Annotated in this window: 20 protein-coding genes and 1 other RNA gene; 5 read left to right on the top strand and 16 right to left on the bottom strand. The window is 63.4% G+C overall.

All coding sequences use genetic code 11. The annotated features are described in order from the left end of the window. Positions 1–62: 62 nt before the first annotated feature. The 3 genes from KF886_13730 to KF886_13720 all read right to left on the bottom strand — a co-directional run bounded on the left by KF886_13730 (position 63) and on the right by KF886_13720 (position 4,091). Positions 63–2,300: an MEDS domain-containing protein gene (locus KF886_13730; protein ID MBX3178415.1), complete on the bottom strand. Its 2,238-nt coding sequence runs from the start codon at positions 2,298–2,300 to the stop codon at positions 63–65. 359 nt (positions 2,301–2,659) lie between these two features. Then, positions 2,660–3,019, bottom strand: a transfer-messenger RNA (tmRNA) gene (ssrA, locus tag KF886_13725). Positions 3,020–3,377: 358 nt separating this feature from the next. Further along, the gene (locus KF886_13720) at positions 3,378–4,091 is read right to left on the bottom strand and encodes a hypothetical protein (protein MBX3178414.1); all 714 of its coding nucleotides are present in this window, start codon (positions 4,089–4,091) and stop codon (positions 3,378–3,380) included. A 149-nt stretch (positions 4,092–4,240) separates the two neighbouring features. On the opposite strand from KF886_13720, the gene KF886_13715 reads away from it, so the two are divergent. After that, complete coding sequence (locus KF886_13715; protein MBX3178413.1) at positions 4,241–4,894, top strand: DUF1080 domain-containing protein; 654 nt, start codon at positions 4,241–4,243, stop codon at positions 4,892–4,894. Between the two features lie 30 nt (positions 4,895–4,924). Here the strand turns inward: KF886_13715 and KF886_13710 are convergent, their stop codons facing one another. The 6 genes from KF886_13710 to KF886_13685 all read right to left on the bottom strand — a co-directional run bounded on the left by KF886_13710 (position 4,925) and on the right by KF886_13685 (position 11,114). Next, on the bottom strand, positions 4,925–5,908 hold the full coding sequence (locus KF886_13710) for an OmpA family protein (GenBank protein ID MBX3178412.1): 984 nt from the start codon (positions 5,906–5,908) through the stop codon (positions 4,925–4,927). 124 nt (positions 5,909–6,032) lie between these two features. Next, entirely contained in the window at positions 6,033–7,460 is a 1,428-nt protein-coding gene (locus KF886_13705) for a DUF1501 domain-containing protein (GenBank protein ID MBX3178411.1), read from the bottom strand. Between the two features lie 18 nt (positions 7,461–7,478). After that, positions 7,479–7,796 (bottom strand): hypothetical protein, encoded by a 318-nt coding sequence (locus KF886_13700; GenBank protein MBX3178410.1) that lies wholly within the window; start codon positions 7,794–7,796, stop codon positions 7,479–7,481. Between the two features lie 63 nt (positions 7,797–7,859). Beyond that, positions 7,860–8,207 carry a type II toxin-antitoxin system RelE/ParE family toxin gene (locus tag KF886_13695; GenBank protein ID MBX3178409.1) on the bottom strand — a complete coding sequence of 116 codons (348 nt, stop codon included), beginning with the start codon at positions 8,205–8,207 and terminating at the stop codon, positions 7,860–7,862. Beyond that, the gene (locus tag KF886_13690) at positions 8,185–8,499 is read right to left on the bottom strand and encodes a type II toxin-antitoxin system ParD family antitoxin (GenBank protein ID MBX3178408.1); all 315 of its coding nucleotides are present in this window, start codon (positions 8,497–8,499) and stop codon (positions 8,185–8,187) included. The genes KF886_13695 and KF886_13690 overlap by 23 nt, the downstream gene beginning before the upstream one ends. A 203-nt stretch (positions 8,500–8,702) precedes the next feature. Next, entirely contained in the window at positions 8,703–11,114 is a 2,412-nt protein-coding gene (locus KF886_13685) for a PSD1 domain-containing protein (GenBank protein MBX3178407.1), read from the bottom strand. A 408-nt stretch (positions 11,115–11,522) separates the two neighbouring features. Between KF886_13685 and KF886_13680 the strand changes: the two genes are divergently transcribed. Then, entirely contained in the window at positions 11,523–12,929 is a 1,407-nt protein-coding gene (locus tag KF886_13680) for an FAD-dependent oxidoreductase (protein ID MBX3178406.1), read from the top strand. On the opposite strand, the gene KF886_13675 is transcribed toward KF886_13680, so the two are convergent. The 6 genes from KF886_13675 to KF886_13650 form a co-directional block, all read right to left on the bottom strand. Beyond that, positions 12,901–13,320, bottom strand: a complete 420-nt coding sequence (locus KF886_13675; GenBank protein ID MBX3178405.1) for a DUF420 domain-containing protein — start codon at positions 13,318–13,320, stop codon at positions 12,901–12,903. The two genes, KF886_13680 and KF886_13675, sit on opposite strands and share 29 nt — an antisense overlap. Positions 13,321–13,326: 6 nt before the next feature. Continuing rightward, complete coding sequence (locus tag KF886_13670) at positions 13,327–13,935, bottom strand: SCO family protein (protein MBX3178404.1); 609 nt, start codon at positions 13,933–13,935, stop codon at positions 13,327–13,329. A gap of 20 nt (positions 13,936–13,955) precedes the next feature. After that, on the bottom strand, positions 13,956–14,789 hold the full coding sequence (gene cyoE / locus KF886_13665) for a heme o synthase (protein ID MBX3178403.1): 834 nt from the start codon (positions 14,787–14,789) through the stop codon (positions 13,956–13,958). A 48-nt stretch (positions 14,790–14,837) separates the two neighbouring features. Continuing rightward, the gene (locus KF886_13660) at positions 14,838–15,932 is read right to left on the bottom strand and encodes a COX15/CtaA family protein (protein ID MBX3178402.1); all 1,095 of its coding nucleotides are present in this window, start codon (positions 15,930–15,932) and stop codon (positions 14,838–14,840) included. Positions 15,933–16,113: 181 nt separating this feature from the next. Beyond that, positions 16,114–17,010: a hypothetical protein gene (locus KF886_13655; protein ID MBX3178401.1), complete on the bottom strand. Its 897-nt coding sequence runs from the start codon at positions 17,008–17,010 to the stop codon at positions 16,114–16,116. Between the two features lie 28 nt (positions 17,011–17,038). Beyond that, positions 17,039–19,828, bottom strand: a complete 2,790-nt coding sequence (locus tag KF886_13650; GenBank protein ID MBX3178400.1) for an EAL domain-containing protein — start codon at positions 19,826–19,828, stop codon at positions 17,039–17,041. A 200-nt stretch (positions 19,829–20,028) separates the two neighbouring features. On the opposite strand from KF886_13650, the gene KF886_13645 reads away from it, so the two are divergent. The 3 genes from KF886_13645 to KF886_13635 are packed head-to-tail and all read left to right on the top strand — an operon-like array spanning position 20,029 to position 24,409. Beyond that, complete coding sequence (locus KF886_13645; protein ID MBX3178399.1) at positions 20,029–22,845, top strand: PAS domain S-box protein; 2,817 nt, start codon at positions 20,029–20,031, stop codon at positions 22,843–22,845. Then, positions 22,845–23,225 (top strand): response regulator, encoded by a 381-nt coding sequence (locus KF886_13640; GenBank protein ID MBX3178398.1) that lies wholly within the window; start codon positions 22,845–22,847, stop codon positions 23,223–23,225. Before KF886_13645 ends, KF886_13640 begins: the two co-directional genes overlap by 1 nt. Next, a complete protein-coding gene (locus tag KF886_13635) occupies positions 23,225–24,409 on the top strand; it encodes a SpoIIE family protein phosphatase (protein MBX3178397.1) in 1,185 nt (394 codons plus the stop codon). Before KF886_13640 ends, KF886_13635 begins: the two co-directional genes overlap by 1 nt. A 183-nt stretch (positions 24,410–24,592) precedes the next feature. Here KF886_13635 and KF886_13630 read toward each other — a convergent pair whose 3' ends face one another. After that, a complete protein-coding gene (locus KF886_13630) occupies positions 24,593–25,390 on the bottom strand; it encodes a phytanoyl-CoA dioxygenase family protein (protein ID MBX3178396.1) in 798 nt (265 codons plus the stop codon). Between the last annotated feature and the right edge of the window lie 26 nt (positions 25,391–25,416).

Below are 25,416 nucleotides of genomic sequence, written 5' to 3'. Positions count from 1 at the left end.
TTCCAACTCTGCAAATGAATTACGCCATAGGTTGGCATCCGTGATTGGACATTGAAATCTTTTCAATTCTCAAGAACCTCCCGGACTCTGTGAGCCAGTGCGCTCGGGGAAAACGGCTTTTGCAGGAAGTTCACTTCCTCATGGAGAATGCCGTGGCGAACGACCGCGTCGTCGGTGTAGCCAGAAAGATAGAGTACTTTCATCTCGGGATGGAGGCTCAGCAACCGCTCGGCGAGGATTCGCCCCCCCATACCGGGCATCACGACGTCTGTGACGAGCAGGTGAATCTTCTCCCGGTGGTTCTTAGCGACTCGTATGGCTTCTTCGCCGTGGCTCGCTTCGAGGACGGTGTAGCCGCACTGTTGCAGGGTGAAGCGGGTCAGTGCCCGAACAGCGTCCTCGTCCTCGACCAGCAGCAGGGTTTCCGTCCCGCGTGGGGCGGAACTGAGGCCGGCCCAGGACTTCCCGGTCGGCGCGGCTTGATCCACGCGCGGGAGGTAGATCTTGAACGAGGTCCCCACGCCCGGTTCGCTGTATACCTCGATCGAGCCTTCGCTCTGCTTGACGATACCGTGAACCACCGCCAGTCCCAGACCTGTACCCCTTCCGGCCTCCTTGGTGGTGAAGAACGGTTCGAACAGGCGACGTTTGACTTCCTCGGTCATGCCGATTCCCGTGTCCGAGAGCGCCAACATCACGTACCGACCCGGCTGTACGTCCGCGTGGGACCGGGCGTAGTCCTCGCCAAGGATGACGTTGTTGGTTTCGATAGTGAGTTTACCGCCTTGCGGCATAGCGTCGCGGGCATTCACCGCGAGGTTGAGAAGGACTTGTTCCAGTTGTCCCGGATCGGCTTTCACCCTTCCGAGTTCAGGGTGCAACACGGTGGCCAAGTGGATGTCCTCGCCGATGACGCGACGAAGCATTTTCTCCGTATCCCGAACCACGTCGTTCAGGTCCAACACCTCGGGGGCCAGAACCTGCTTCCGGCTAAACGCCAACAACTGCCGAGTTAACGATGCCGACCGATACCCGGCCTTCCGGATCTCCTCCAGCAACTCCCAGTTGGGATCATCCGTGGGGGTCGATTGAAGCAAGAGTTCGCTGTATCCGGTGATAATGGTCAGCAGATTGTTGAAGTCGTGCGCCACGCCGCCGGCCAACTGCCCGATGGCATCCATCCTCTGCGCCTGCCGTAATTGCTCCTCCAGCTTTTTCTCGTGAGTGATGTCGATGAATGTTACCACCGCACCGATTAGCTCCGTGCCCCGCCACATCGGGTATGAGCAATACTCTGCGTCGAACTTGCTCCCGTCGGCGCGCCAGAACACCTCGTCCTTGACGTGAATCCCTTGCCGTGAGTGCATCGCCTTAACGATCGGGCATTCTTCCTCTGGATACGGACGGCCATCCGGACGATGGTGGTGGATCAGGGTGTGCATGTTCCGGCCATTCAGTTGCTCGGGGTCGGCATAGCCGAGGAGCCGGGCGCACGTGGGGTTGGCCAACATACAGTTGCCGTGGAGGTCGATTCCGTAAATAGCCTCGGCCGTGGAATCGAGCAGCAACTGGACGAGTTCTTCCCGCTCACGGGCCACTTGCATGGCCTGCTTGCGCTCTGACTCGCCCGCCATCGCCGCGCGCAGACGCTCGAGCCACCAATCGAGCCGTTTCCGTTTGAAATCCAAAACCGACATCGGTTCGGGCCGGAGGATGAGTTCCGGCGGTTGGTAGTAGGGATTGGGACAGACCAGATCGCCGATGGCCACTAACGGGTGGGTGACGAGCATGTCATGGATGAGCGCGGGATCGAAGCGCGGCCGCAAGTAGTGGCACGCGATAACCGCCCGGTGCGTGGCCAGGAACTCGTTGAGCATGGCCTCATATTCGATCAGGCGATCGCCTTCCACGTTCGCGTCGAGCGCCCAGGTCATCTCCCCCTGGAACCGCAAGCCAGCGTAGCCGTCGGCAACCGCCGCGGACTCGCACTCCGCCAGGTAGTCGAGCATCTTGCGGGCGTCGAACTTTCCCTCTCGCAGGTAGACCTCGCGTTTGGTCAGGATCTTGAGCGAGCCCTTGTCGGTTTCTTGGGCAACATTCACGCCCAGGGCAGCAAATCGCCGGACGAGTTCCTCGAACGGCGAATCGTTGGCGACATAGAGGCAGCGATCACCACTCCGCAACCCGGCGGCGATGAACGCCACGGCGCTGCTGGTCTGTTCCACCAAGTTGTCGTGAACCGGGCAGAGGTGATCGCCTTGGCGAAGTCTCGCTAACTCGTGGTCCAGTTGAGTTGCCATGCTCTCCTCCGTTAGTCACGACCGTAGCGGTCTTCACGCCGGTAGGTTCGCATTGCTTGGTAGTGCAGCAAAACCCTGCCACCGAGAACGCACAGAAGTCTATTTCTTCCGCTCACCAATCAGCGGCGGGGCGGGTGTCGTGTTACTTGCGGAGCGGAGCGGATGGCGTGGTCCCTTGGTGGACCAATTCCTTTTGCCGGATCTGAGGGCAGGTCCATGGGCCCTCACTCGGCGTGATGCACGACTTCGGCAGATTACAGGTCGAGCGCAGGAATGGCAATCAAAATCGTCCATGCCGGGAGCGCGGCGTCAAGTCATACGGGCTTGGGAAAGAGACAACTGCAGTACAACTTAAATAATGGTGGAGGCGGCGGGAATCGAACCCGCGTCCGAAAGTGCGTCCACGAAGGCGTCTACGTGTGTAGCCTGTCCTTTAAGTCTCGCCACCCCGGGTCGCGTCAGGCGCGCTACCTGGGGCCGCCAGGTGAAAAGCTACTCTGCCGGACGTTTCACCGCCGTTCCGGCGCGAGGCCCGCTGGTTGACGTCTTATCGCCCTAGCAGGCGGTCGAGCGCAAGACGCGGCTGCTTAACTAAGCGGCCAGTGCGAATTCGTGTTGATCGTTCGCAGTTAATTAGGTTCCGGTTTTTTACGAGGCCACCGGAGTCCTCGACACGCAGCCAACGCTTCATCCACCCTCGTCGAGACCATGTCGCCCCCACGAAGACCGGCAAAAGCATCGGTCACCCGGGGCCGCAACCCGACCCCGAGCTTGTTTCATTATGCCACAGGGTATGCGCATTCGTCCAGTGGCGTGTGCGGGGCCATCGCGTTTCGAAGGCGTGTACGAGATGGTCGCTATTTGAATCAGCGCAAACTCAGAAACCGGGGCCCGTCTGGGTGGTGGCATTTCGCATGTGGAGTATCCCTGACCGTGCCGGCAGGGATGCCGGCGCTCCATCACGCTCACTTTCTTTGAATCGGTGCTCCAAATCGTCGCGACTGAACACCCATCCATCTCGATCCCGTTTGGATGCGAGCGCGCCGAGTGCCCCTGCACGGCCCCCTCCCCCCCGCTTCAGCGGCGCGGGGTCTGGACGCGGCAGAAGGCGTAACCGAGCCCGGCGCCGAAGCCGAGGCCATAGAGCACGGCCCAGCTGGAGCGGGCGAGGATGACCTGGACATCCCGGGGGAAGGGGAAGGGATCCAGGTTCCAGAGGACCGAGTCGAGCACGCCGCCGAGGAAATAACCGGCGGCGTTGAACAGGAAGAGCGCGAGCACGACGGGCAACGTGGCGGCGGCGGCGGCGAATGCGCGGGCGATCACCCAGCCCATGAAGGCGGTCCCGGCGGCCAGGCCGATGACGCTGCCGGTGTGGCTGGGCATGAGCAGCCAGGCGGCGGTCCAGGCGACGGAGTAGCCCGCGAAGGCCACACCGAACAGGCAATAGAAACGGGGCAGGGAGCCCGGGCCGAGGATTAGCCGGTGCAACAGGGGTCCGGAAGCCGCGATGAATACGAGGGCGCAGACGGCGTAGAGCCCGGCCTCGCCGATGCGCTGGTAGAACCAACTTCCGGCGAGGGTCCACGGGGCGAAGCCCGCGAGACTCACGAGGAGAAAGCCGAGTGCGCCGCGCAGGACGAACCGGCCGAGGCGTGGCTCGGGAAGGGAAACGCCATAGGCCTCCGCCCGGCGGGCGACGCTTTCGGGGTCGAGTTGCAGCCAGCGCACGTGTTTGCTCTCCTGGTTGGACGGGCCGATTACCCAACATGCGGCTTCGCGTCGGGTCATGGAGGCCGCGCTCAACCTATCGTGATACTGCCACAACGAACTTTCGTGGTCCAGTATTCCCGGACGCATCTCCTGATTATGGAAATGTGAAGGGGGCCGGCTGTAGGATCACCATTGGAAATCGAGACGAACCTGCGGAGATTGTAGTCATGACAAGAATAAGCTTCATTGCCTGGGTTGCCGCGTTGGCGGCGCTGCCCGCCGCCGCCGAGGGCGCGGAGAAGGCGCCGGCGGCGGGCTGGGTACGCCTGTTCGATGGCGAAACGTTTACGGGCTGGGAGGGCGACCTGACGAAGTTCCGCATTGAGGAGGGCGCGATTGTGGGCGGGAATCTGCGGGATTCCCTGGCGCACAACTACTTCCTTTGCACGACGGAGCGCTACGACCACTTTGAACTGCGGCTGAAGGTGAAACTGGCGGGGGAAGACGCCAACGCGGGCATCCAGCTGCGGACGGAGCGCATTCCGGACAATACCGAGGTTTCCGGATACCAGGCGGACATGGGCCAGCACTATTGGGGCTGCCTGTACGACGAGTCGCGGCGGAACAAGATCCTGCAGCAGCCGGATCCGGCGCTGGTGGCGCGGATTCTGAAGCCGGACGATTGGAACGACTACCGGATTCGCTGCGAGGGGAACCGCATCCAGCTCTGGCTGAACGGCGAGCAGACCGTGGACTACACCGAGGAAGAGCCGGGCATCCCGCAGACGGGCGTCATTGCGCTCCAGATCCACAGCGGCAAGCCGGCGGAAGCGTGGTACAAGGACATCGAGATCCGGAAGCTGCCGGCGCCGGCGGAATAGGGACCGCCCGACAGGCCGATTCGCTTCCGGCTATCGTTCCACCAGTTCGACGCGGCGGTTTTTCTCGCGACCTGCGTCCGACTCATTGGTAAACACGGGCGCCAGCGGGCCAACGCCGTGGCCTTCGAGACGGCCAGCGTCAATGCCGTACTCCTTTACGAGCGCGGCGACCACCGCCCTGGCCCGGTCGCTGGAGAGTTTTTGATTGTATTCCAGCGAGCCCCTGGCGTCGGTGTGGCCCACGACATAGAAGGGCTTGTCGGGATTGGCCTTGAGATAGATGGCGATCTGCTCCAGGGCGGCCTTTGACTCTGCCTGGAGCGTGGCCTTGTCGTAGTCGAAAAGGATGCCGTCCAACACCACGCGTCCATATTCCTCGATGCCCTTACCGATGGCCTCGGCGTCCACGACGATGAGGCCGGTTTCGGCGCCCTCGACTTCCAGCACATCGACGAGTGTGCCGATGTGTTCGTTGCTGAAGTGAACCACAGATACGCAGACGTAAACCGTGCCCGCCGCCCGCTCCTTGCGGGCGATGACGGTTCCGCTGCCGCCGGATGTCGCCGTACCCGAAACCATATTCCGGATCGGGCCACTGGGCTCCCACGGGTTGGCGCCAAAGAATACCGCCTGCCATGCCCGGCTCCCCACCTCGGGTTTGCGGCTGCTCTCGGTATAGAGCCCTTCGGCGAGCATCTCGAACCCGGCGGTTTTCAAGGCCTCCACATAGTTCTTATAGACCTCGCTGTGGCTTCGTTCACCGCCGTCGAGGCCATAATAGATGCGCGTGAGGCGGCCTTCGGTCTCGATCCAATCGGCGATGGTGCGATAGCCGGTCACGGGCCCGATGGGCACTTTGTAGGCCCGGTAATTCTCCACGATGTACTGCTGGATGACCGAGCCAGGGTAGCGGGATATGACGGGGTGGTCTTCGCTTCCGTCGACATCCTGCGCATTAACGGCGGCCGCAACAACCAATGCCACGGCGAGCCCGGGCAGTATTCGCTGCAACATACTCAACCCCTTTCTCCTGTATCCCGAACGTCCTCTCACTGCTGGTTCTGGGAACATTACCGGATGAGGAACGGGCCGGTCAATAGCGCCATTTCCCCGCCAGAGCACCGTCCTTTCCCAGAGCTCAGGCCAAGAGATCGCGCACGACGTTGCCGTGGACGTCGGTCAGGCGGAAGTCGCGGCCCTGGAAGCGGTAGGTGAGCTTTTCGTGCTCCATGCCAAGGCAGTGGAGCACGGTGGCCTGGAAATCGTGCACATGGACCGGCTTTTCGACGACGTTATAGCCGAAATCGTCGGTCAGGCCGTGGACGATGCCCGGCTTGATGCCGCCGCCGGCCATCCAGATGGTGAAGGCGCGGGGGTTGTGATCGCGCCCCATGCTTTCGGCGGTGACTTCGCCCTGGACCATGGGGGTGCGTCCGAATTCGCCGCCCCAGATTACCAGAGTTTCTTCCAGCAGGCCGCGCTGCTTCAGATCCTTCACCAGGGCGGCGGCGGGGCGGTCTATCTGTCCGGCGGTCACCGGTAGATCGCCGATGAGGTTCTGCTTGCCCTTGCCGCCGTGGTGGTCCCAGCCGGTGTGGAAGAGCTGGACAAAGCGGACGCCGCGCTCGACCAGCCGCCGTGCGAGGAGGGCGTTGTTCGCGAAGGAGGTCTTCCCGGGCTCCACGCCATAGAGCGCGCGAACGGATTCGGGCTCGCTGGCGATGTCCATGAGTTCGGGGACGCTGGTCTGCATGCGGTAGGCGAGTTCGAAGGCCTCGATGCGGGTGAGGATTTCGGGGTCCCCCACGTGCTCATACTGCCATTGGTTCATCTGGTTGATGGCGTCGATGGTGGCGCGGCGCCGGTCGCGGTCGATGCCGCCGGGATTGTTCACGAAGAGGACGGGGTCGCCCTGGCTGCGGAACTGAACGCCCTGGTGCGTGGAGGGCAGGAAGCCGTTGCCCCAATAGCGGGACTGGAGCGGCTGGGTGCCCTCGCCGGAGGTAAGCACAACGAAGGCGGGCAGGTCCGAATTCTCGCTGCCAAGCCCGTAGCTCGCCCACGCGCCCATGCAGGGGCGTCCCGTAAGGGGCGAACCGCTGTTCAGAAACGTGACCGCGGGATCGTGGTTGAATTGTTCGGTATGCATGGAGCGGATGACGGCGATATCGTCGGAGATGGAGGCGATGTGCGGCAGTAATTCGCTGAACCACGCGCCACTCTGGCCGTGCTGGTTGAACTTCCAGCGCGTGCCGCCGATATTGGGGACGCCCTTGATGAAGGCGAAGCGCTGCTGCTCCATGAAGGACTCGGGGACGGGCTCGCCGTCGTGCTGGACGAGGTAGGGCTTGTAGTCGTAGAGGTCCAGGTGGCTCGGGCCGCCGGACATGAACATATAGATGACGCGCTTCGCCCGCGGGGCCATGTGCGAGAGCCTGGCGGAGACAGCGGCCTCGCTCTTCGCGCCGAGGAGGGACGCGAGCGCGGCCACGCCGACGCCCGTGGCCGAGCGGCTGAAGAATTGACGGCGGGTGATGGCTTTGCTGTGGGCGAGGTTGGGGTTCATGGCTCTCAATCGAAATCCCTAAGGGGGCGGTCCCGCAGCTTCGTCCTGCTCTGCTTCATACTGCTCCATGAGTTTCCGTCGCCGATCTTTAAAGTACTCCTCCCGCTCTTCGCGGGATTCGAAGGAGATGTAGCGACCCGCCTCATAGTCATCAATCCCTTTTTCCAGTTCAGCGCGCAAAACGCACAAACGAACTTCGTCGTTTTCCAAACACAGTTTCAACAACCCGAGCGCTTCGTGAATGACCTCATTCTCGCTATCAAAATTGCCAGTCTCGACACACTTGCGGACAAACTGAGCCCGGGACGGAATCAGAAAAACGTCGTGCAGTTTCATAAGAATTCCGCCTTTCTGCCCAATACCTGGTTCAAGTCCGCTGCTATCCAGGCAGAAACTCGCTCACGCATCGAAAAGGTGACGTTGGACATCCATATCATCCTTAATGATTCGCATTACGAATATCTCATCTTCGTATACCAGTGTGTAGAAGACGACATGCCGTGGCTTTCTGATGTGCGTTCCACTGCGTTTCTTACTGAGCGAGATATGGTAACTTCGAACGTTGGGACCGATCCCGGGTTCCGGACGACTCGTTGGTCGGTCGGGATTCTCTTCGATGTCCTCAAGCGCTTGCCAGATCAACGTGTCGTAGTCATCCGCCTGTTCCATTCCATACCGGTCGTACGTGTACCACCAGATACGGTCAATATCACTACTTGCGGGCTCACTTAGTCGAAGGCGACGCATTACTTAGCTGTGCCAGTTTGTCGAGCCGCTCACGTCGCATTTGTGCGCGCAACGCCCGTATGTCCTCCTTGCTGTGGAGATCGATATATTCACCACGCCCGCGGGCGTCATATGCTACTTGCAACTCCGCCCGCAGATACTCCACCCGCGCCTGGTGTTCGTCCTTCTGTTCCTTCAAGAGGCGCAGGGCCTCCCGCACCAGCTCGCTGGCGTTGTTGTAGTCGCCCGATTCCACGCAGTTGCGGATAAACTCGGCCTGGGCCTCGGTGATGTTTACGTTTTGTGTTGGCATGCTTGAATTCTCGCATGATTGGCAATCTTTGTCAATTACTCCATCGTGGTCCGGGGCCATCCACGGCGGGGGACATAAGGGACGACAGGGACTTCAGGGACGACAGGGACCAAGTTATCATTGACCTGAAAACACCGGCCTTGCCGAAGCTTATTACGACCCCATCCGTCGCATAACTCCGTGCAACGCTTGAGTGCTCACCCCTACCCCTTCGTCACGGTCTCGTCCAGGTTCAGCAACACGTTCGCAATCGTGGTCCAGGCGGCCAGGGCGGCTGGCTCCATATCCGACGCTACCGGTGCGCGGCCCTGCGTGATGATGGCCTGGGCCGCTTCCGGGTCGGTCGAGAAGGCCGCGTGCTGCTCGTTGTAGATATGGAGAAACAGCGCGCGCTCTTCTTCCCTTGGCGGTCGGGCGAGCGCCTGGCGCAGGGCGAAGATCACCCGGGCGTCCAGATCGTCGCCGCCTTCCCGGAGGATGCGCTGACCGAACACCCGGGCCGCCTCGACGAACTGCGGGTCGTTCATGGTCGTCAGCGCCTGCAGGGGCGTGTTGGTACGCGGGCGTTCCATGGTGCAGAACTCGAAGCCGGGCGCGTCGAAGGCCTGGAAGGTGGGATAGGGCACCGATCGCCGGCGGAAGGTGTACATGCCGCGGCGGTAGAGGTTCGGGCCGGTGGTGTCGGGCCAGATGCCGGCGCCGTAGCCGGTGAGCGCTTTTTCCTCCCAGAGTCCGGGCGGTTGGTAGGGGTAGACGCTGGGACCGCCTACTTCGGGGTTGAGCAGCCCGCTGATGGTGAGGGCGTTGTCGCGAATCGCCTCGGCGTCGAGGCGGAAGCGCGGTCCGCGCGCGAGCAGCACGTTCTTCGGGTCGCGCGCATAGGCGTCGGGACCGGCGCTGGCGGACTGCTGGTAGGTGGCGGAGGAGACGATCATCCGCAGGAGCGCCTTGACGTCCCAGCCGCTTTCCACGAAAGTCACGGCGAGATAGTCGAGTAATTCCGGGTGAGACGGGGGCGCGGCGCGGCTCCCCCAGTCTTCCGGGGTGGCGACGAGGCCACGTCCGAATAGTTGTTGCCAGAGGCGGTTGACGGTGACGCGCGCGGCCAGGGGGTTTTCCGGCGCGACGAGCCAGTTCGCCAGGTCGAGCCGGTCCGGTTCTGCGCCGTTGCGCGCGGCGACGGGCGGCCAGGCCGCCGGCGTGTTTGCCGTAACCTGGTCGCCGTGATCCAGGAAGTTTCCGCGCCGTAGTATGTGGGTCGTTCTGGGCTCCGGCATTTCCTCCATTATGAGCGAGGTCACAATTCTTTTGCGCGCCTCTTCGTATTGCTTTTTCAGGGCTTCGAGGCGGGTCGGCGGGGCGTCCTTCGGTTTTTCGGCCGCCTCCCCTCCCCCATCCGGCGGCGATTCAGCTTCCAGTTTCGCGATGACCGAGGCCAGTCCGTCCAATTCCGCCTGAAGGGTCGGGTCCGGCGGCAGTTCCACGAGCGGCGCGCGGCTCTGAAAGGTCCCCCCGCCGAGTTCCGGGACTTTGTTGAAGAAGGCGTAGAGCTGGTAGTACTCCGCCTGCGTAAAAGGGTCGTACTTATGGTCGTGGCACTGGGCGCAGTTCATGGTCGTGCCCATCCACACGGTCATCGTCGTGTCGACCCGGTCCATTACGGCCTTGGTCCGGAATTCCTCCTGATCAATACCGCCTTCCTCGTTAAAGAGCGTGTTGCGATGGAAGCCCGTGGCGATGCGCTGCTCCAGCGTCGTGTCGGGCAGCAGGTCGCCGGCGATCTGCTCCATGGTGAACTGGTCGAACGGCATGTTCTGGTTGTAGGCGCGGATGACCCATTCGCGATAGGGCCACATGGACCGCGGCGCATCCACGTGGTAGCCGTTGCTGTCCGCATAGCGCGCCAGGTCGAGCCAGTAGCGCGCGCGGTGTTCGCCATAGTGCGGACTCGCGAAGAGCCGATCGAGCACCCAATCCAGCGCGTCGGGGCGCTCGTCCGCGGCGAAGGCGTCCGCCTCCTCGAGCGAAGGGGGCAGGCCCGTCAGATCGAAGCTGAGCCGTCGAAGCAGGGTGTAGCGGTCCGCCGGGGGCGCCGTCGCGATTCCCTCCGCCTCCAGCCGCGCGAGCACGAAGTGGTCGATGGCGTTTTTCGGCCAGGCGGCAAGCTGTACGGCGGGGATGGCGGGCTTTTGCGGCGCGACATAGGCCCAGTGCGGCTCAAAGGGGGCGCCCTGCGCTATCCAGGCGCGGAGCCGTTCGATTTCGGCGGCGTCGAGCGCCTCCCCCGCTTCCGGCGGCGGCATCCGGTCGTTCGGGTCCGATGCGCTGACCCGGGCCAGCAGTGTGCTGGCGTGTGTGTCCCCCGGGACCACGGCGACCGCGCCGGACTTGAGTGTGGACGTTGCGCCTTCCACGGTATCGAGGCGGAGACCGGCCTTGCGCGCGGCCCCATCGAATCCGTGGCAGGTGAGGCAACGCTCGGAGAGTATGGGGCGAATGTCGCGGTTGAAGGAGAGCGCGGGCTCGCCCGGGGCCGCGGCGGCCGCGAAGATGGACGCGGCCACGAGCATGGCGGACGGGCGCGCGAGGCGCGAGAGCAGTCTATAACTGAACATAGCGGGGACTTCCGGTTTCGGTAACTCTTCAGCCGACTGAATTGGTCACTCTCGTCCCATCCAACGGTGGCGGCTCTCGGTGATCTAACACCGCCATCCCCACGAACGTGGGGACCCAGAGACCATGCAACGATAACCTCGCAAACCCTCTGGATTCCCGCCTTCGCGGGAATGACGAATTCATCCAGTGTAAGTAAGGAATCTCGTATTGGCGACCGCCTTACTCAAGCGGCTGAAGTGTTACCGGTTTCTACTCACAGCCCGCTCAGTGTAAACGACGGTATACTCCGGCGCAAGCGGCAAAGCGTATGACGCGAATCGATTTGCCAATCCGGGTACGCATGCACGATAGTACTGCATACGGGATGGCTTGTTGGAGCGGTCGAGCCCCCGGGAGGAGAGCCCCTTTTGACACTTGATTCCGGCATTTTCGAGCGTCCCCTTCGCGTCGCTATTGTTGGCAGCGGCCCCAGCGGCTTCTACGCCGCCGATCCGCTTCTCAAATCCGAGCGCCCGGCGGCGGTGGACATGTTCGATCGCCTGCCGACGCCTTTCGGGCTGGTGCGCGGCGGCGTGGCGCCGGACCACGAGAAGATCCGCAATGTCACGCGGGTCTACGAGCGCATCGCGGACCGGCCGGGTTTTCGATTCTTCGGCAACGTCACCATCGGGCGCGATCTTGATCTGGCGGATCTCCGGCAACATTACGACGCGATCATCCTGGCGTACGGCGCGGAAACCGACCGCGCGATGGGGGTCCCGGGCGAGGACTTGCCCGGCAGCTACACGGCGACCTCGTTTGTGGGCTGGTACAACGGGCATCCGGACTATCGTGACGCTGTTTTTGACTTGCAGCAGGAGGCCGCGGCCATCGTGGGGGTGGGCAATGTGGCGATGGACGTGGCGCGGATTCTGGCCAAGACCGTGGACGAACTGCGAACGACCGATATCGCGACGCACGCGCTGGAGGCGCTGGCGGAAAGCAAGGTACGCGAGATCCACCTGATTGGGCGGCGCGGACCCGCGCAGGCCGCGTTCACGGCCCTGGAGCTGAAGGAAATGGGCCGCCTCGTGGCCTGCCAGCCGATTGTGGACCCGGCGGCGCTGGCGCTGGGCCCGCGTTGCGAGGAAGAGCTTTCCGACAACAACCGCGCGCGCAACCTGGAATTGTTGCGCGAGTTCGCCGCCGCGCCGGACCGGAACGCGCCGCGCCGGCTGTATTTCCGCTTTCTGGAGAGCCCGGTCGCCCTCGAAGGCAACGGGCGGGTGGAGTCGCTCCGGCTGGGCAGGAACCGCCTGGAAGGCAATGAGCCGTTCAAGCAATGGGCCGAGCCGACGGGTGAAACGTTCGATCTGCCTTGCGGGCTGGTGTTCCGCAGCATCGGCTACCGGGGCATCGGCATTCCGGGTATACCTTTCGACCAGAAGCGCGGCGTCGTGCCGAATGTCGCCGGGCGCGTGACGGATTCGAACGGCATCGTGCCGGGGCTCTATGCCGCCGGATGGATCAAGCGCGGGCCGTCGGGAATTATCGGGACCAACAAGCCCGACAGCCTCGAAACGGTGGAGCGGATCTGGGAGGATCGGGAGGCCCTGCCGCCGTGCCCAAGGCCGGATCCGGAGGCTATTCCCGCGTTGCTCGCGTCGCGCGGGGTTCGCTACGTGACGATGGCGGACTGGCGTCAGATCGACGCGGCGGAACAGGCGGCGGGGGCGGCGTCCGGCAAACCGCGCGAGCGCTTCACCCGCGTCGCGGATATGCTCGCGGTCCTGGACGGCCCGGGCGCTACATCCGATACAGCATCAGATAAATGAGCACGCCGGTAATGGAAACGTAGATCCAGACGGGCCACACCCACTTCACGATCATTTTGTGCCGATCAAACTGGCCGCGCAACGCGAACCACACGGCGGCGAGGATAAAGGGGGTCATCAGCGCCGCCAGCGGGATGTGGGTTATCAGAATGGTGAAATACACCACGCGGATGGCCCCCTGCTTCTCGAAGGGCGTCATCGCGCCGGCGTTGTAGTGGTAGTAGAGGTAGCACGAGAGAAAGAGCGCGGAGCAGACAAGCGCCGCCGCCATAAATTTCTTGTGCAGATCGCGGTCGTTCCGGAATTTGATGGCCCAGAACCCGCCGATCAGGAGGAGAGTGGCCACCCCGTTGAGGCTGGCGTTAATGGCGGGCAGCGAATCGACGTTCATCGGAGCCTATTCCTTCCGAAGTTGATGGATATCGGTAACAAGGCGGTCCATTTCCGCATCCTCGGTGCCGGTATAGTAGCCGCGAATCCGGCCCCGCTTGTCCACGAGGCAGAACTTGGGGCTGTGGATAATCGGATCGTCCACGGAGCCCACGAGAAAGCCCTCGACCGCGATGGCCTTGATGGCTTCTTCGGGGCCCGTCAGGAAGTTCCAACGCTCGGGGTCGGCGCCGTACTTCTTGCCATAGCTGGCGAGCACCTGGGGCGTGTCCGTGTCCGGATCGACGCTGATCGAGACAAAAGCGACGTCGTCGAAGTCCTTGAGGGTCTCCGCGACGCCGGCCATGTTTCGGGTCATGGTGGGACAGGGGTTCGGGCAGGACGTGAAGAAGAAGTCCGCCACCCAGACTTTGCCCAGCAGGCTTGCCGAGGAGAATGGTTTGTTTTTTTCGCTGGTAAGCGCAAAAGGCTCGAGTGACTTGATGACGGGGAGGTTATGGGTTTGTTGGGGCGCGTTTCGTCCCTCGTGCCGGACGAGGACGTAGAGTGACATCAGAGAGACATTCAGAAGTAGGAAGAGCGCGAGTCCGGTCGCGATCAGCATGCGTGTGCTCATGGGAACAATTTCTCCGGCGGCTAAAACACGTACGCGTCGATAAGGATAAAAACAAACAGTAACATCCAGTAAAGGATGGAATAGATGAAAACGAGGCGGGCATCACGTATCGACTGGCTCAGTCGCCAACGGATACAAACCAACAAAAACAAAACGCCAAGAACCAAGGCGCTCGCCAGGTAGATGGGGCCGGACATCTTCACAAAGAAGGGCCACATGCTCACCGGCACCAGCAGGATTACCGCGACGAGGCTGTGCCGGAAGGTGCTCTTCCCATCGGGATCCACGACGGGCAACATTTTGAATCCGCCGCGTTCGTAGTCTTCTCGATACATCCAGGCGAGCGCGTAAAAATGGGGATGTTGCCAGAGGAAGAGGATCAGGAAGAGTACCCAGGCGCCCGTGTCGAGGCGTCCATTGGATGCGGCCCATCCGACGAGTGGCGGCACGGCGCCGGGGATTGCGCCGATGGGGGTATTCCACCAGGAAAGCCGCTTCAGGGGGGTGTATACAAGCACATAGAGGACGCTGGTGCCGAAGACGAGGGCGGCCGACAAGAGGTTCACGCCCCAGTAGAGAATGAGCGTGCCGGCGAACAAGAGTATGAGCCCGAAAATCAATGCCGCGCGCGGGGAAACGGTTCCGGCGGGGAGCGGTCGATTCCGCGTGCGGTCCATCAGGGCGTCTGGCTCGCGCTCGAAGTAATGATTCAGCACGAAGGCCCCGGCGGAACCGAGCGCGGTGCCAATCAGCATGATGACGAGCAGGGGCCAGCGTCCGAGGCCGCTTCCGCCGAGCGCAAACCCGATCGTTGCGGTGACGAGGACCAGCCGAACGATTCCGGGCTTGGTCAACTCCAGGTACGATTTCCAGGTGCTCGTCCCCATCAGGCGGCCCGGCAACTAGGATGTCGCGGTCTTGAGTCCCGGCGCGGCGGTCCGCGGCTCCCGGGTCACGGCGGCGACTTCTTTCGCTTCGAGGGGCCAGGCGCGGAGGGCGAGCAGGGCGCTCAGGCCTAGAATGCCGGCTCCGAGCGCGACATGGACACTGGTCACGTAGGGGTGTTTGACGGTCCAGATGGTGATGGCTCCGAAGGCGACCTGAATGACCACGGCCACGGCGAGCCCAAGTGCGCCTCGCCAGAGGAGCGGGTGGGTGGCGCGCCGACGCCACGCCATCCATGCGAGGAGACCGGCAATGGCGCTAACCAGTACGGCTCCCGCGCGGTGCGACAGGTGAAGGAGCACCTGCCCCCGCGTGACGTCGGGCAATACGGCGCCGAAGTAGTCGGTGTTGTTAAAACGCCAGTCGTTGATGGCGATCAGGGTATTTTCGTTAACCCAGGGCAGGATGTTTCCGCCCGTGGTGGGAAAATCATGGATAGCGAGGCCGGATTCGGTGTGCCGCATAACCGCGCCCAGGAAAAGCTGAAGATACACCGCGACAATCAGTACGATGGCTCCGATTTTGAGGGGCGTGGCGGTTTCGGGGCCGGTCGCTTGCACGGCTTCGGCGCGTTTTGCGCGCTCTCGTGACAGCCCGTACCAGATGATTACCGCGATCACGAAGAATGTCTGCGCGAGGATGGCGTGCGCGCTAGAAACGAGCACGGGGAGCTGGTACCAAACGGTCAGGCCGCCGAGGAAGGCTTGCAGCATGACCGCCATGACCGCCCCAAAACCCAGCGCGACCATCCAGACACGGTTGTCGCGCAGGTAGAGCCAGATAGCGAGCGCAACCGTCATCAGGGCGACGACACCGGCATAGAGTCGGTGAAAATGCTCGTGGAAGATACCGCCCTGCCATTTTGAAATGCCGAAGGTGATCGGGTTTTCGCCGTAGGTCAGGGGCCAGTCGGGGACGGCCAGGCCGGCCTCATGGCTCTTCACCTGCCCGCCGAAGAATATCAGGAGCAGGGTGGCCAGGCAGAGCGCCAGGGCGAATCGGCGCAGATGGGAAGAGGCGGCGGGTTCGGGGGATGTTGGGTTGCTGGACATACTTCGTACACCCTCGTATGGATTGGGGCGGCCATTGCGGCCCCGATTGGACAAAGAGCGTGAGGCGGGGCCGGAGCGCGGCCGCGGGAAGCGGCGCAATACCGTGTGCGCAGGCCCGTATGATACCTTCTTGAGCCTGGTGGGTGCAACGCGGCCGGGCCTGGCGGAGGCCCTGGTGGCGCTACGCCTTCGGGGGCGGGACGACCATGCGCAGGCTCCAGCCCGCCAGTTCCACGCGGGCTGGCAGGATCCCGGCGGGGTCGCCGTCGATTTGGAAGTCCACCGGCTCCTCCGATGCCGGGCGCAACGCCACGACCCTTCCCTGCCTGCACGCGATCCAGGGGCGGTCGGTGTATCCGGGCCACCAGACATTGAGGGCCAGCCAAGCCAGGCGCGCGCGGGTAAGCCCGGAGAAGGCGCAGATGTCGAGCAGGCCGTCGTCGACCCGGGCGTGCGGCGTGGCTGGGAAGATGCCCGCGGAATAGCGGCAGTTCCCGATGACGACGTAGTTCGCTTCGGAGGCCAGCGGCTCCCCGTCGACTTCCACGGCGATCCCGGGGAATCGCGCGGCCCCGACCACGCGCCATCCGGGGCCGAACCAGCGCAAGACGCTGGAACGCATGCCGCGGGCTTCGTGCACGCCGCGGACCACGGCCGCGTCGAGCCCCGCGCCGGCCCCGAGGAGGAAACGGCGCCCGTTGGCCTGGCCGACATCCATCGAAATGGTGTTCCCGCCCGCGATGGCGCGCGCGGCGCGGGCGGCATCCGGGCGCATGCCGAGCTCGCGCGCAACGACGTTTGCGGTGCCCGCGGGGACGATGGCCAGGCGCGCGCCGGTTCCCTCCGGTAATCCGTTGAGGACTTCATTGAGCGTGCCATCGCCCCCGACGACCGCCACGCATTCCGCTCGGGCGCGCGCCGCTTCGCCGCGCGCGTCACCGGCTTTCAGGGTCTCGAATCGGGTTACCTCGTAACCGCCGGCGCGGAGACAATCCTCCAGGGCGCGGGCCAACGTGGCGCCTCGCCCGCCGCCCGCGACGGGGTTCGCGATAATCTGTACGGTTTGTTCAGGCAGCATAGGGTGGACGCTTGCGCACAGGCCGGGTTCAGCCGTTGTCCGGAGGCGGCGCGAACCAGACGGGATCGCTTTTCAGCAGGGCGGTGGCCTCCTCCACGGGCAGGGGGCGCGAGAAGAAATAGCCCTGCCCCGCGCCGCACTCGAGATCGCGCAGGCGCCGGGCCTGAGACTCCTCCTCGATCCCCTCGGCGATCGTGCCCATGGAGAGGGCCCTGGCCAGCAGGACAACGGTGCGCACGATCTGGGCGCTTTCGTGGCTTCCCTGCATGTCCCGGATGAAGGACTGGTCGATTTTGAGGGTATGGGTTGGAAAGCGATGCAGATAACTGAGGGAAGAGTAGCCGGTGCCGAAATCGTCGATCAAGAGTTCTATTCCCATGTCGCGCAACTGGCGCAAAGTCCGGGTAACGAACTCGACGCTGTCCATAAGGGCGCTCTCGGTGATCTCCAGCTTGAGGAGGCGGGGATCGAGCCGGGTTTCCGTCAAAATATCGGTGATGCTCCCGATGAGATCGGGTTTCCCGAATTCTTTTACCGAGAGGTTGACGCTGATCTTGAGATCTGCGTACCGTGGCAGTTCCTCGTGCCAGGCGCGCGCCTGGGCGCATGCGGTTCGCAGGACGAATTCTCCCAGGGCGACGATCATCCCGGTTTCTTCGGCGATGGGTATGAATTCCGCGGGCGACACGAGACCGCGCTCGGGGCTCCGCCACCGGATAAGGGCCTCAAAGGCGGTTATGCGCCCGGATTCCAGCGAGATAATGGGCTGGTAGTGGACGATGAACTCGCCGCGATCGATCGCGCGCCGCATATCGTTTTCGAGCTGGAGGCGTTCCATGGCCTTCGAGTGCATATCCGAATCGAAGATTTCGAAGCAGGCCTTGCCCTGGGCCTTGGCGCGGTACATGGCGGTGTCCGCGTTGCGAATCAGTTCCTCCGCGCTGGTGTACCCCGGATTGCTCATTGCAATCCCGATGCTGCAGGTGGTGTAGACCTCGTGGCTGTCGATTCGAAACGGCTCTTCGAGCGCCCGTTCGACACGGCGCGCCACCAGGGTTGCGTCGGCCACGCTGCTGATATTGTCCAGCAGCACCACGAACTCATCGCCTCCGAATCGCGCGAGGGTGCCGGAGTGGCGGCAAACCGAGTCCACAGCCCGAAGAATGCCGCGCAGCTTTTCCGCAAACAGGCCGAGAAGCGCGTCGCCGATGACATGGCCGAGACCATCGTTGATTACTTTGAAGCGGTCGAGGTCGAGGAATAGCACGGCGAACTGGTAGCCGGCATGCCTCGTCCCCATTTTAATTGCCTGGGTGAGCCGGTCGAGAAACAGGGCGCGGTTGGGCAGGCTGGTGAGGGAGTCGTGCAGCGCCTGGTGCCGCAGTTGCTCTTCAAAGATCTTCCGGAGCGTGATATCCGTCTGCGAGCCGGCCATTTGCGTGGGCTCGCCGTCGGGGTTCCAGACGGCGAGTCCGCGGCACAGCACCCAGAGGTAGGTCCCGCTCTTGTGGCGGATCCGGTGCTCGGACTCGAAGTGGGCGGTTTTCTGAAGCCGGTGCGCCTCTAGTGCGGCGAGGACGTTCTCACGGTCATCGGGATGTATACGGTCGAGCCATTCGTCCGGTGACGGGCCAATTTCGCCGCCTTCGAAGCCGAGCATGTTCTTCCAGCGTTCGGAGAAGTGGATTTCGTCCGTGCCCAGATTCCAATCCCAGAGGCCATCGTTGGCGCCGCGCACGGCCCGCGCGTAGCGCTCCTCGCTTTCCCGCAGCTGCTCTTTCACTTCGAGCTGGTACGCGCGGTCGGCCTCCAGCTGCTCGACCATGCGATTAAACTCGTGGCTCAGTGTCCCGAGCTCGTCCCCGCGATCCATGACGAGCCGGAGCGAGAGATCGCCGGTCTTGCCGATGTGCGCGGCATGGCGCGTGAGGAGGGAGAGTGAATCCATGACGGTGCGGCGGAACAGAATGATGAGGAGCACGAGCGCGGCGAGTCCGACACCGACATTGGCGAGGAGGCCGGTTTGCATGGTCGCGCGGGCGCGGGCGAGGAGGTTTCGCTGGAGGTCGGAGCGCAGCAAGAGCACCGGCCGGCCGGTCAGCCCGGGGTACGCCGCGTAGACCCGGAAGAGGTCCGAGCCGGTCTCTTCAATGTGCAGTTTTTTTCCCGCCAGGAATTCCTGAACGATACTCCGCTCTTCCGGCGAAAGCACGGGATCGGTGACGGGCCATAGCTGGAACGAAGTCGCCGCCTGTCGCTGCATTTCCTGAATGTGCTCCGGAGTTATGAGCCGGTATATCACAAGGTAGCCCAGGGGGGATTCCGCCGCGCCGGAGAGTGCGCTGACCGCGACCAGGGCGGGCCCCAGGCCCGTCAGATCAACCCCCGCGCCCTGCCCCACGGCCGTGGCCTGAAGCAGCTCGCTCCTTGCGATCCAGGCGTCGGAATCGTAGGCGGAGGCGGACGCGCCATCCGAGGACGAGTAGTGGGCCGCGATGGGATTGAACCCGACGTCCAGCAGGACCACCGCGTTGAGGTCCAGCTCCCGGGCTGCGCCGGCCAGCGCCCGGGCGGTTTCTCCGGTCGGGGCTTCCCCCCGAAGGAGGGGGGCGTCCGCCAGCTCGGCGCAGGCCTTGCGCAGGGCGAGGCGCTGGCGCTCCAGCACACCAATGCAACGTTCCATGTCGCGGCCGGCTGCTTCCCGCTCGACGGGAACGAGCTGCGGAATGACGACAAAGCGCTGTATGCCGTAGCCCAGCCCGATCACGAGCGCGAACGTAATGAAGAGGATGAGTTCGACCTTGACCCTGAGCGACATCGCCATTACCCCTTTTGAATGTCCCGCGCGTTGCGCGCTCCCCCGAATTCGCCACCATCAAGCACAGAAACAACCCTGGCCGCCCATCCCGCGGTATGGTACATCACGGCGGAGAAGACTTCCAGTTCGCGCGGCATGCCATCCGGGCGCAATTTGCGCTACCATAGGCCGCGGAAACAAGAACCTGGATCAGGGCCGCCATGAATCTACTCGGTAAGTTTACGCTCGCACTTCTCGTCTGCGGCCTGGCCCCGCTGCTGCTGGGGACGCTCTTCACCCACACGATCACGAAGCGCGCGCTCGAGGACACGGGATCCCTGGCCCGGGAAGCGCTGGAATCCCAGGCCGAGGACTACATCGCGGCCATCGTGACGGCGGAGAAGCTGCATCTCGACACCTTCGTTCGCGGGCTGGAGAATGAAACGCGGCTTCTGAGCCAATCCCATCACCTCAAAACCCTGCTGGAGCGGGACGAGTTCTACGAAGCCGCGGCGGCGCTTTCGGCGTTGCCGGGCACCATGGCGTCGCGCCGCGAAGCCCTGATCAACTGGTACCGCGCCAATCCGCCGCAAGTTCCGCCCGCGGGGCCGAATGGCGTCGCGCCGGACGCCGAGACCTTTGTCGACGCCCTCTCCCCCGCCGGTGTCGTATTGCAATACCACTACCTTGTCGCCACCCGAACGGAACCGGCGCCCCCACCGCCGCCGCCTCCCGCTCGCGGGCCGGATGCCATGCCCTACGCCGATGTACACGGGCGGATGCACGCCTTCTGGATGGAGATGCTCCAGCAGCTTGGCTATGTGGACATCTTGCTGGTGGACGGCGAGCGGGGCGACGTGGTCTATTCCGCCGCGAAGAATGTGGATTTCGGGGCCTCCCTGGTGCGCGGCCCGCTGGCCGGCACGCACGCGGCGGATGCCTACCGCGAGGCGTGGGAGGGCCACCCGCGGACCGTGGTGTTCAAGGATGTCGCGCCGTACTTTCCCGCGGGCGGCGCCAATGTCTGTTTCGTGGCGGCGCCGGTCTTTGTGCAGGGCGAGAAAAAGGGCGTGGTGCTGTTTGCGTTCGGGATCGAGCGCTTCGACGCGATTCTCGGCACGATGTCGGTGCTGCAGGGCCGGGGGCGCGTTTATCTCGTGGGGCCGGACTACCAGCCGCGGGGCGGGGTCGCCGCCGCGCTGCTGGAGGAGGCGCGCCCGCCGGGTCCGAATCCGGTCCGCATCGATATTGGCCCGGTGCGCACCGTGTTTCACCTGGGCCAGCAGGGTTGTGGCGTGTACAACGACCTGAACGGGAATCCGGCGCTCATCGCGTTCACGCCGATCGAGATTCTGGGCACGACCTGGGCCCTGGTGGCGCAGGTGGATCCCGCCGAGGCCTTTGCCGCGGTCCGGCAGATGGAGGAAACCTCCCGGCGCACGGTCCGGCGCATGCTGTACATGAGTGACGCCATTGTGCTGGCGGCTATTCTTGTTCTCTGCTTCGTTGCCGACTACCTGGCCAAGCCGATTGTGCGGCCGCTGCGATCCACCGTGGCGATTCTCAAGGGCATGCTGCAGGGGGAGGATGCGCTGAACCAGCGGCTGGTGGTGCGGGGCAAGGACGAGGTCGCGGAGCTCGCGAGCTCGTTCAACCGCTTCATGGACAAGGTGCAGATGCTTTACGGGTCGCTCGAGAGCGAGGTGCGGGAGCGCAAGCGGGCGCAGGAGGAAGTGGAACGGCGCCAGCAGTATTACAAGGCGCTGATTGAATACGCGCCGGACGTAATTGTGGTGCTGGATCGGAACCAGTCTACCCGCTTCGTAAGCCCTTCCTTCGAGCGCACGCTTGGCTACGCGCCCGGGGAGTTCGTGGGAACGGACCTGTTCGGCAAGGTCCATCCGGATGATCGCGCCCGGGTGCAGCGCGCGGCCCGGGAAGCCATTGAGCAGCCCGGGGAACCGACGCTTATCGAATACCGGTTTCAGCATAAGGACGGCCGGTGGGTGGACGTTGCGGCGATCGGCACGAGCCGCCTGGAGGACGAGAACATTGCGGGCACCGTAATCAACCTGCGCGATGTGACGAAAACGAAGGAGGCGGAACGGATCCTCCGGGAATACAGCGCGACCTTGGAGCGGGACGTGGCGGAGCGCACACTCCAGCTTGAGCGGAATCGCGATGAACTCGCGCGGGCGCTGGAAGAGCTGCAGGCGACGCAGAATCAGCTTGTCCTGAATGAAAAGATGGCGTCGCTGGGCGCGCTGACCGCGGGTATTGCGCACGAGATCAAGAACCCACTGAATTTCGTGACCAATTTCGCGGAACTTACGTCGGAACTTACCGCCGAGTTGCGGGAGGAGATCGGCGGGCTGGGCACGGCCATCGCGGCGGAGCGCCGGGAACAGCTGGAGGAATTGCTCGCCGCCATCGAACAGAACACCCGCAAGATCCAGGAGCATGGCAAACGCGCGGACAACATTGTCCGGGCGATGCTGCTCCACTCGCGCGGCAAGAAAGACGAGAAACAGAAAGTCGACGTGAACGCGTTGCTCGATGAATATGTGCAGCTGTCCTACCACGGGATGCGCGCGCAGGACGCGGCGTTTAACATCACGCTGAACCTTGAATTCGATCCATCGCTGCCGGAGGTCGAAGCCGTTCCGCAGGATCTGGCCCGGGTGTTCCTGAATATATTGAACAACGGCTGCTTCGCGGCGCACCAGCGAAAATTGCGCGAGGGCGATGGCTTCCGGCCCGAGCTGACTGTCGCGACCTCGCATGAATCTGATATGGTAACGGTGCGCATCCGGGACAACGGCGACGGGATTCCGGATGCGATCCGGGACAAGATATTTACACCGTTTTTCACGACGAAACCGGCGGGTAAGGGAACCGGGCTGGGGCTTTCGATCAGCTTCGATATCGTGGTTCAGGAACATCATGGGGAGCTCCGGGTGGAATCGACTCCCGGCGAGTACACCGAGTTTATCCTTAGACTGCCCGTGACGACGCCGTCACAGAAGGCCGCCAACTGATGCATATCATGGTCGTAGACGACGAGCCGGACATCCAGATCCTCTTTGAGCAGCGCTTCCGCAAGGAGATCAAGCGCGGCGAGATGCACTTTCGATTCGCATTCTCGGGCCAGGAGGCGCTGGGCGTAATCGACGGCGAGGGCGGGGCCGATCTGGTGTTAATCCTTTCCGACATCCATATGCCCGGGATGAGCGGGCTCGATTTGCTCCACGAAATCCGCCAGCGCCGCCCTAAGCTTCCGGTAATCATGATCACCGCCTTTGGCGATCAGGCGAACCAGGAAGACGCCCTGTCGCGCGGGGCCGACGGCTATATCCACAAGCCCATTGACTTCGCGGAGTTGAAGGAGACGATGATCGCCGTGGGGAAAAAATCGTGATCGCGGCGCAGCGCAAACCGGTACACCTGCTGGTGGTGGACGACGAGCCGGATCTGGAGTCGTTGATCCGGCAGAAGTTCCGTAAGAAGATCAACGAGGGCGCGTACACCATTTCCTTCGCCGGCAATGGCCAGCAGGCGCTCGACCTGCTCGACCGCGAAGAGAATGTCGACGTCATCGTTACGGATATCAACATGCCGGTGATGGACGGGCTCACGCTGCTCGCGCGCCTGGCCGAGCGGGAGGGCATGTACAAGGCGGTGGTGATTTCGGCCTACGGCGATCTGGACAACATCCGCCTGGCGATGAACCGGGGGGCATTCGACTTCGTGACGAAACCGATCGACTTTGCGGATCTGGAGATCACGATCGAGAAGACAATCGGCGAGGTCGCGAAACTGCGGCAGGGCCTGGAGGCCACGCGCAGCCTGATCTCGGTGCAGCAGGAGCTCGCGGTAGCGGCGCGGATTCAGGAGGCGATTCTCCCGAAAACTTTCCCCCCCTTTCCGGAGCGCGGCGAGATTGAGATTTACGCCGCCATGACGCCCGCCCGCCAGGTGGGCGGCGATTTCTACGATTTCTTCTTCATTGACGAGCACCGGCTCGCATTCGTGATTGGCGATGTCTCCGGCAAGGGGGTGCCCGCGGCGCTGTTCATGGCGGTCTGCCGCACGCTGATCAAGGCCACGGCGCTGCATGGCGATGGCACGGACGACTGCCTGAATGGCGTTAACGGAATCCTTTGCGGGGACAATTCGGCGGGACTGTTCGTGACGGTGTTTTACGCGGTGCTCGACACGCGGACGGGCGAGGTAAGTTACACGAATGCCGGTCATAATCCGCCCTACTGGCTGCGCAACAACGGCGCGCCACCCGAAGCGCTCGCGAATCAGGGCGGGGTCGTGCTGGGCGTCATGCCCGACGCCTGCTACACACGGTCGACGTTGACGCTGGCCCCCGGCGAGAGCCTGTTTCTTTACACTGACGGAGTGACCGAGGCGATGGATCAGGACCACGCGATGTTTTGCGACACGCGGCTCGGCGAGCATCTGGCCAATCATCACGGCGCGCCGCTGGAAGAGATCACGCGCGGGCTTGCGGATGTCATCGAGCGCTTTACCCGGAATTACCCGCAGCATGACGATATTACGACGCTGGGGGTGCGCTACAACGGGAACGCGTAGGAGGTTGGGCATCTTGCCCGACACAGCAAACGCGACACGCCAACACGACCGCGACATTGGCCGAACAGGAAGCGCGGGTCCACAGAGCGAAACGCGACAGCCGTTTTCTGTCCTGGGGCTCACCTTGCGTCGGGCAAGATGCCCAACCTCCTTTGACGCCGCTCGTGCGGGCCGGCGCGTGAATCAGGCTATCGCTTCTTCCGGGAAGGGTTTCTGTCCGGGGGCGCAGGGGCGCAGGCCGTGGACCATGATTCCGGGACGCCCGACACTCTGGCCGTCAAGTTGCCGGTTCGCGGGATCGCGGAACCCGCAGCGCACAAGCCGGCGCATGCGATCGGTCTGGTTGATGTGGCTCCCATGGATGGTGAAGATATTGAAGAGAACGATGTCGCCGCGCTTCGCGGGCACGGGGACGGTGTCCTCAAGGCGATACCGGTCCACGGGGAGGTGCGGGGTGCAGGGGCCTTCGGGGGTCTCCGTGATGTGCGGGAGGCGGCCCGCCTTGTGGCTGCCGGCGGTGAACCGGATCTCCCCGTTCTCGTGGCGGGTATCGTCGAGGTGCACCAGCACGTCAATGTAGCGCCCATCCTCGTGCGGGTAGAAGGCGTCGTCCTGGTGGAGCGGGAAGGGGTGCCCCGTCTCCGGCGGCTTGAGGTGGAGCGTGGTGTGGTGCAGCTCGACGTTGGGGCCGAGCAGGTCCAAGAGCGTCCCCACGAGACGCGGATTGTGCATGGCGCGGCTCCAGGCGTCGGAGTAGAAGTGCAGATCGTGCAGGTGGGTGAGTTTCGACTGCTTTTCGGTTTCCTCGTCCATGTAGGCCTTGCGCCAGGGGCCGGTCCAGCCGATATCGGTCTGGGCCCAGTCCTTGAGGAGGACGTGCAGGTGCTCTTCCATGGCGCCGATCTCCTCGCTGGAAAAGACCCCGGGTACGTGGAGGTAGCCGTGCTCTTCGTAAAACTCGCGTTGGGCCTGCGACAACATCGTGTGGTTTCCTGTTAAAATGCGCC

Source organism: Candidatus Hydrogenedentota bacterium, assembly GCA_019637335.1.
In the GTDB taxonomy this organism is placed as follows: domain Bacteria; phylum Hydrogenedentota; class Hydrogenedentia; order Hydrogenedentales; family JAEUWI01; genus JAEUWI01.
The sequence above is the reverse complement of the archived record's forward strand: the minus strand, read 5'-3'. Positions and strand labels throughout refer to the sequence as shown.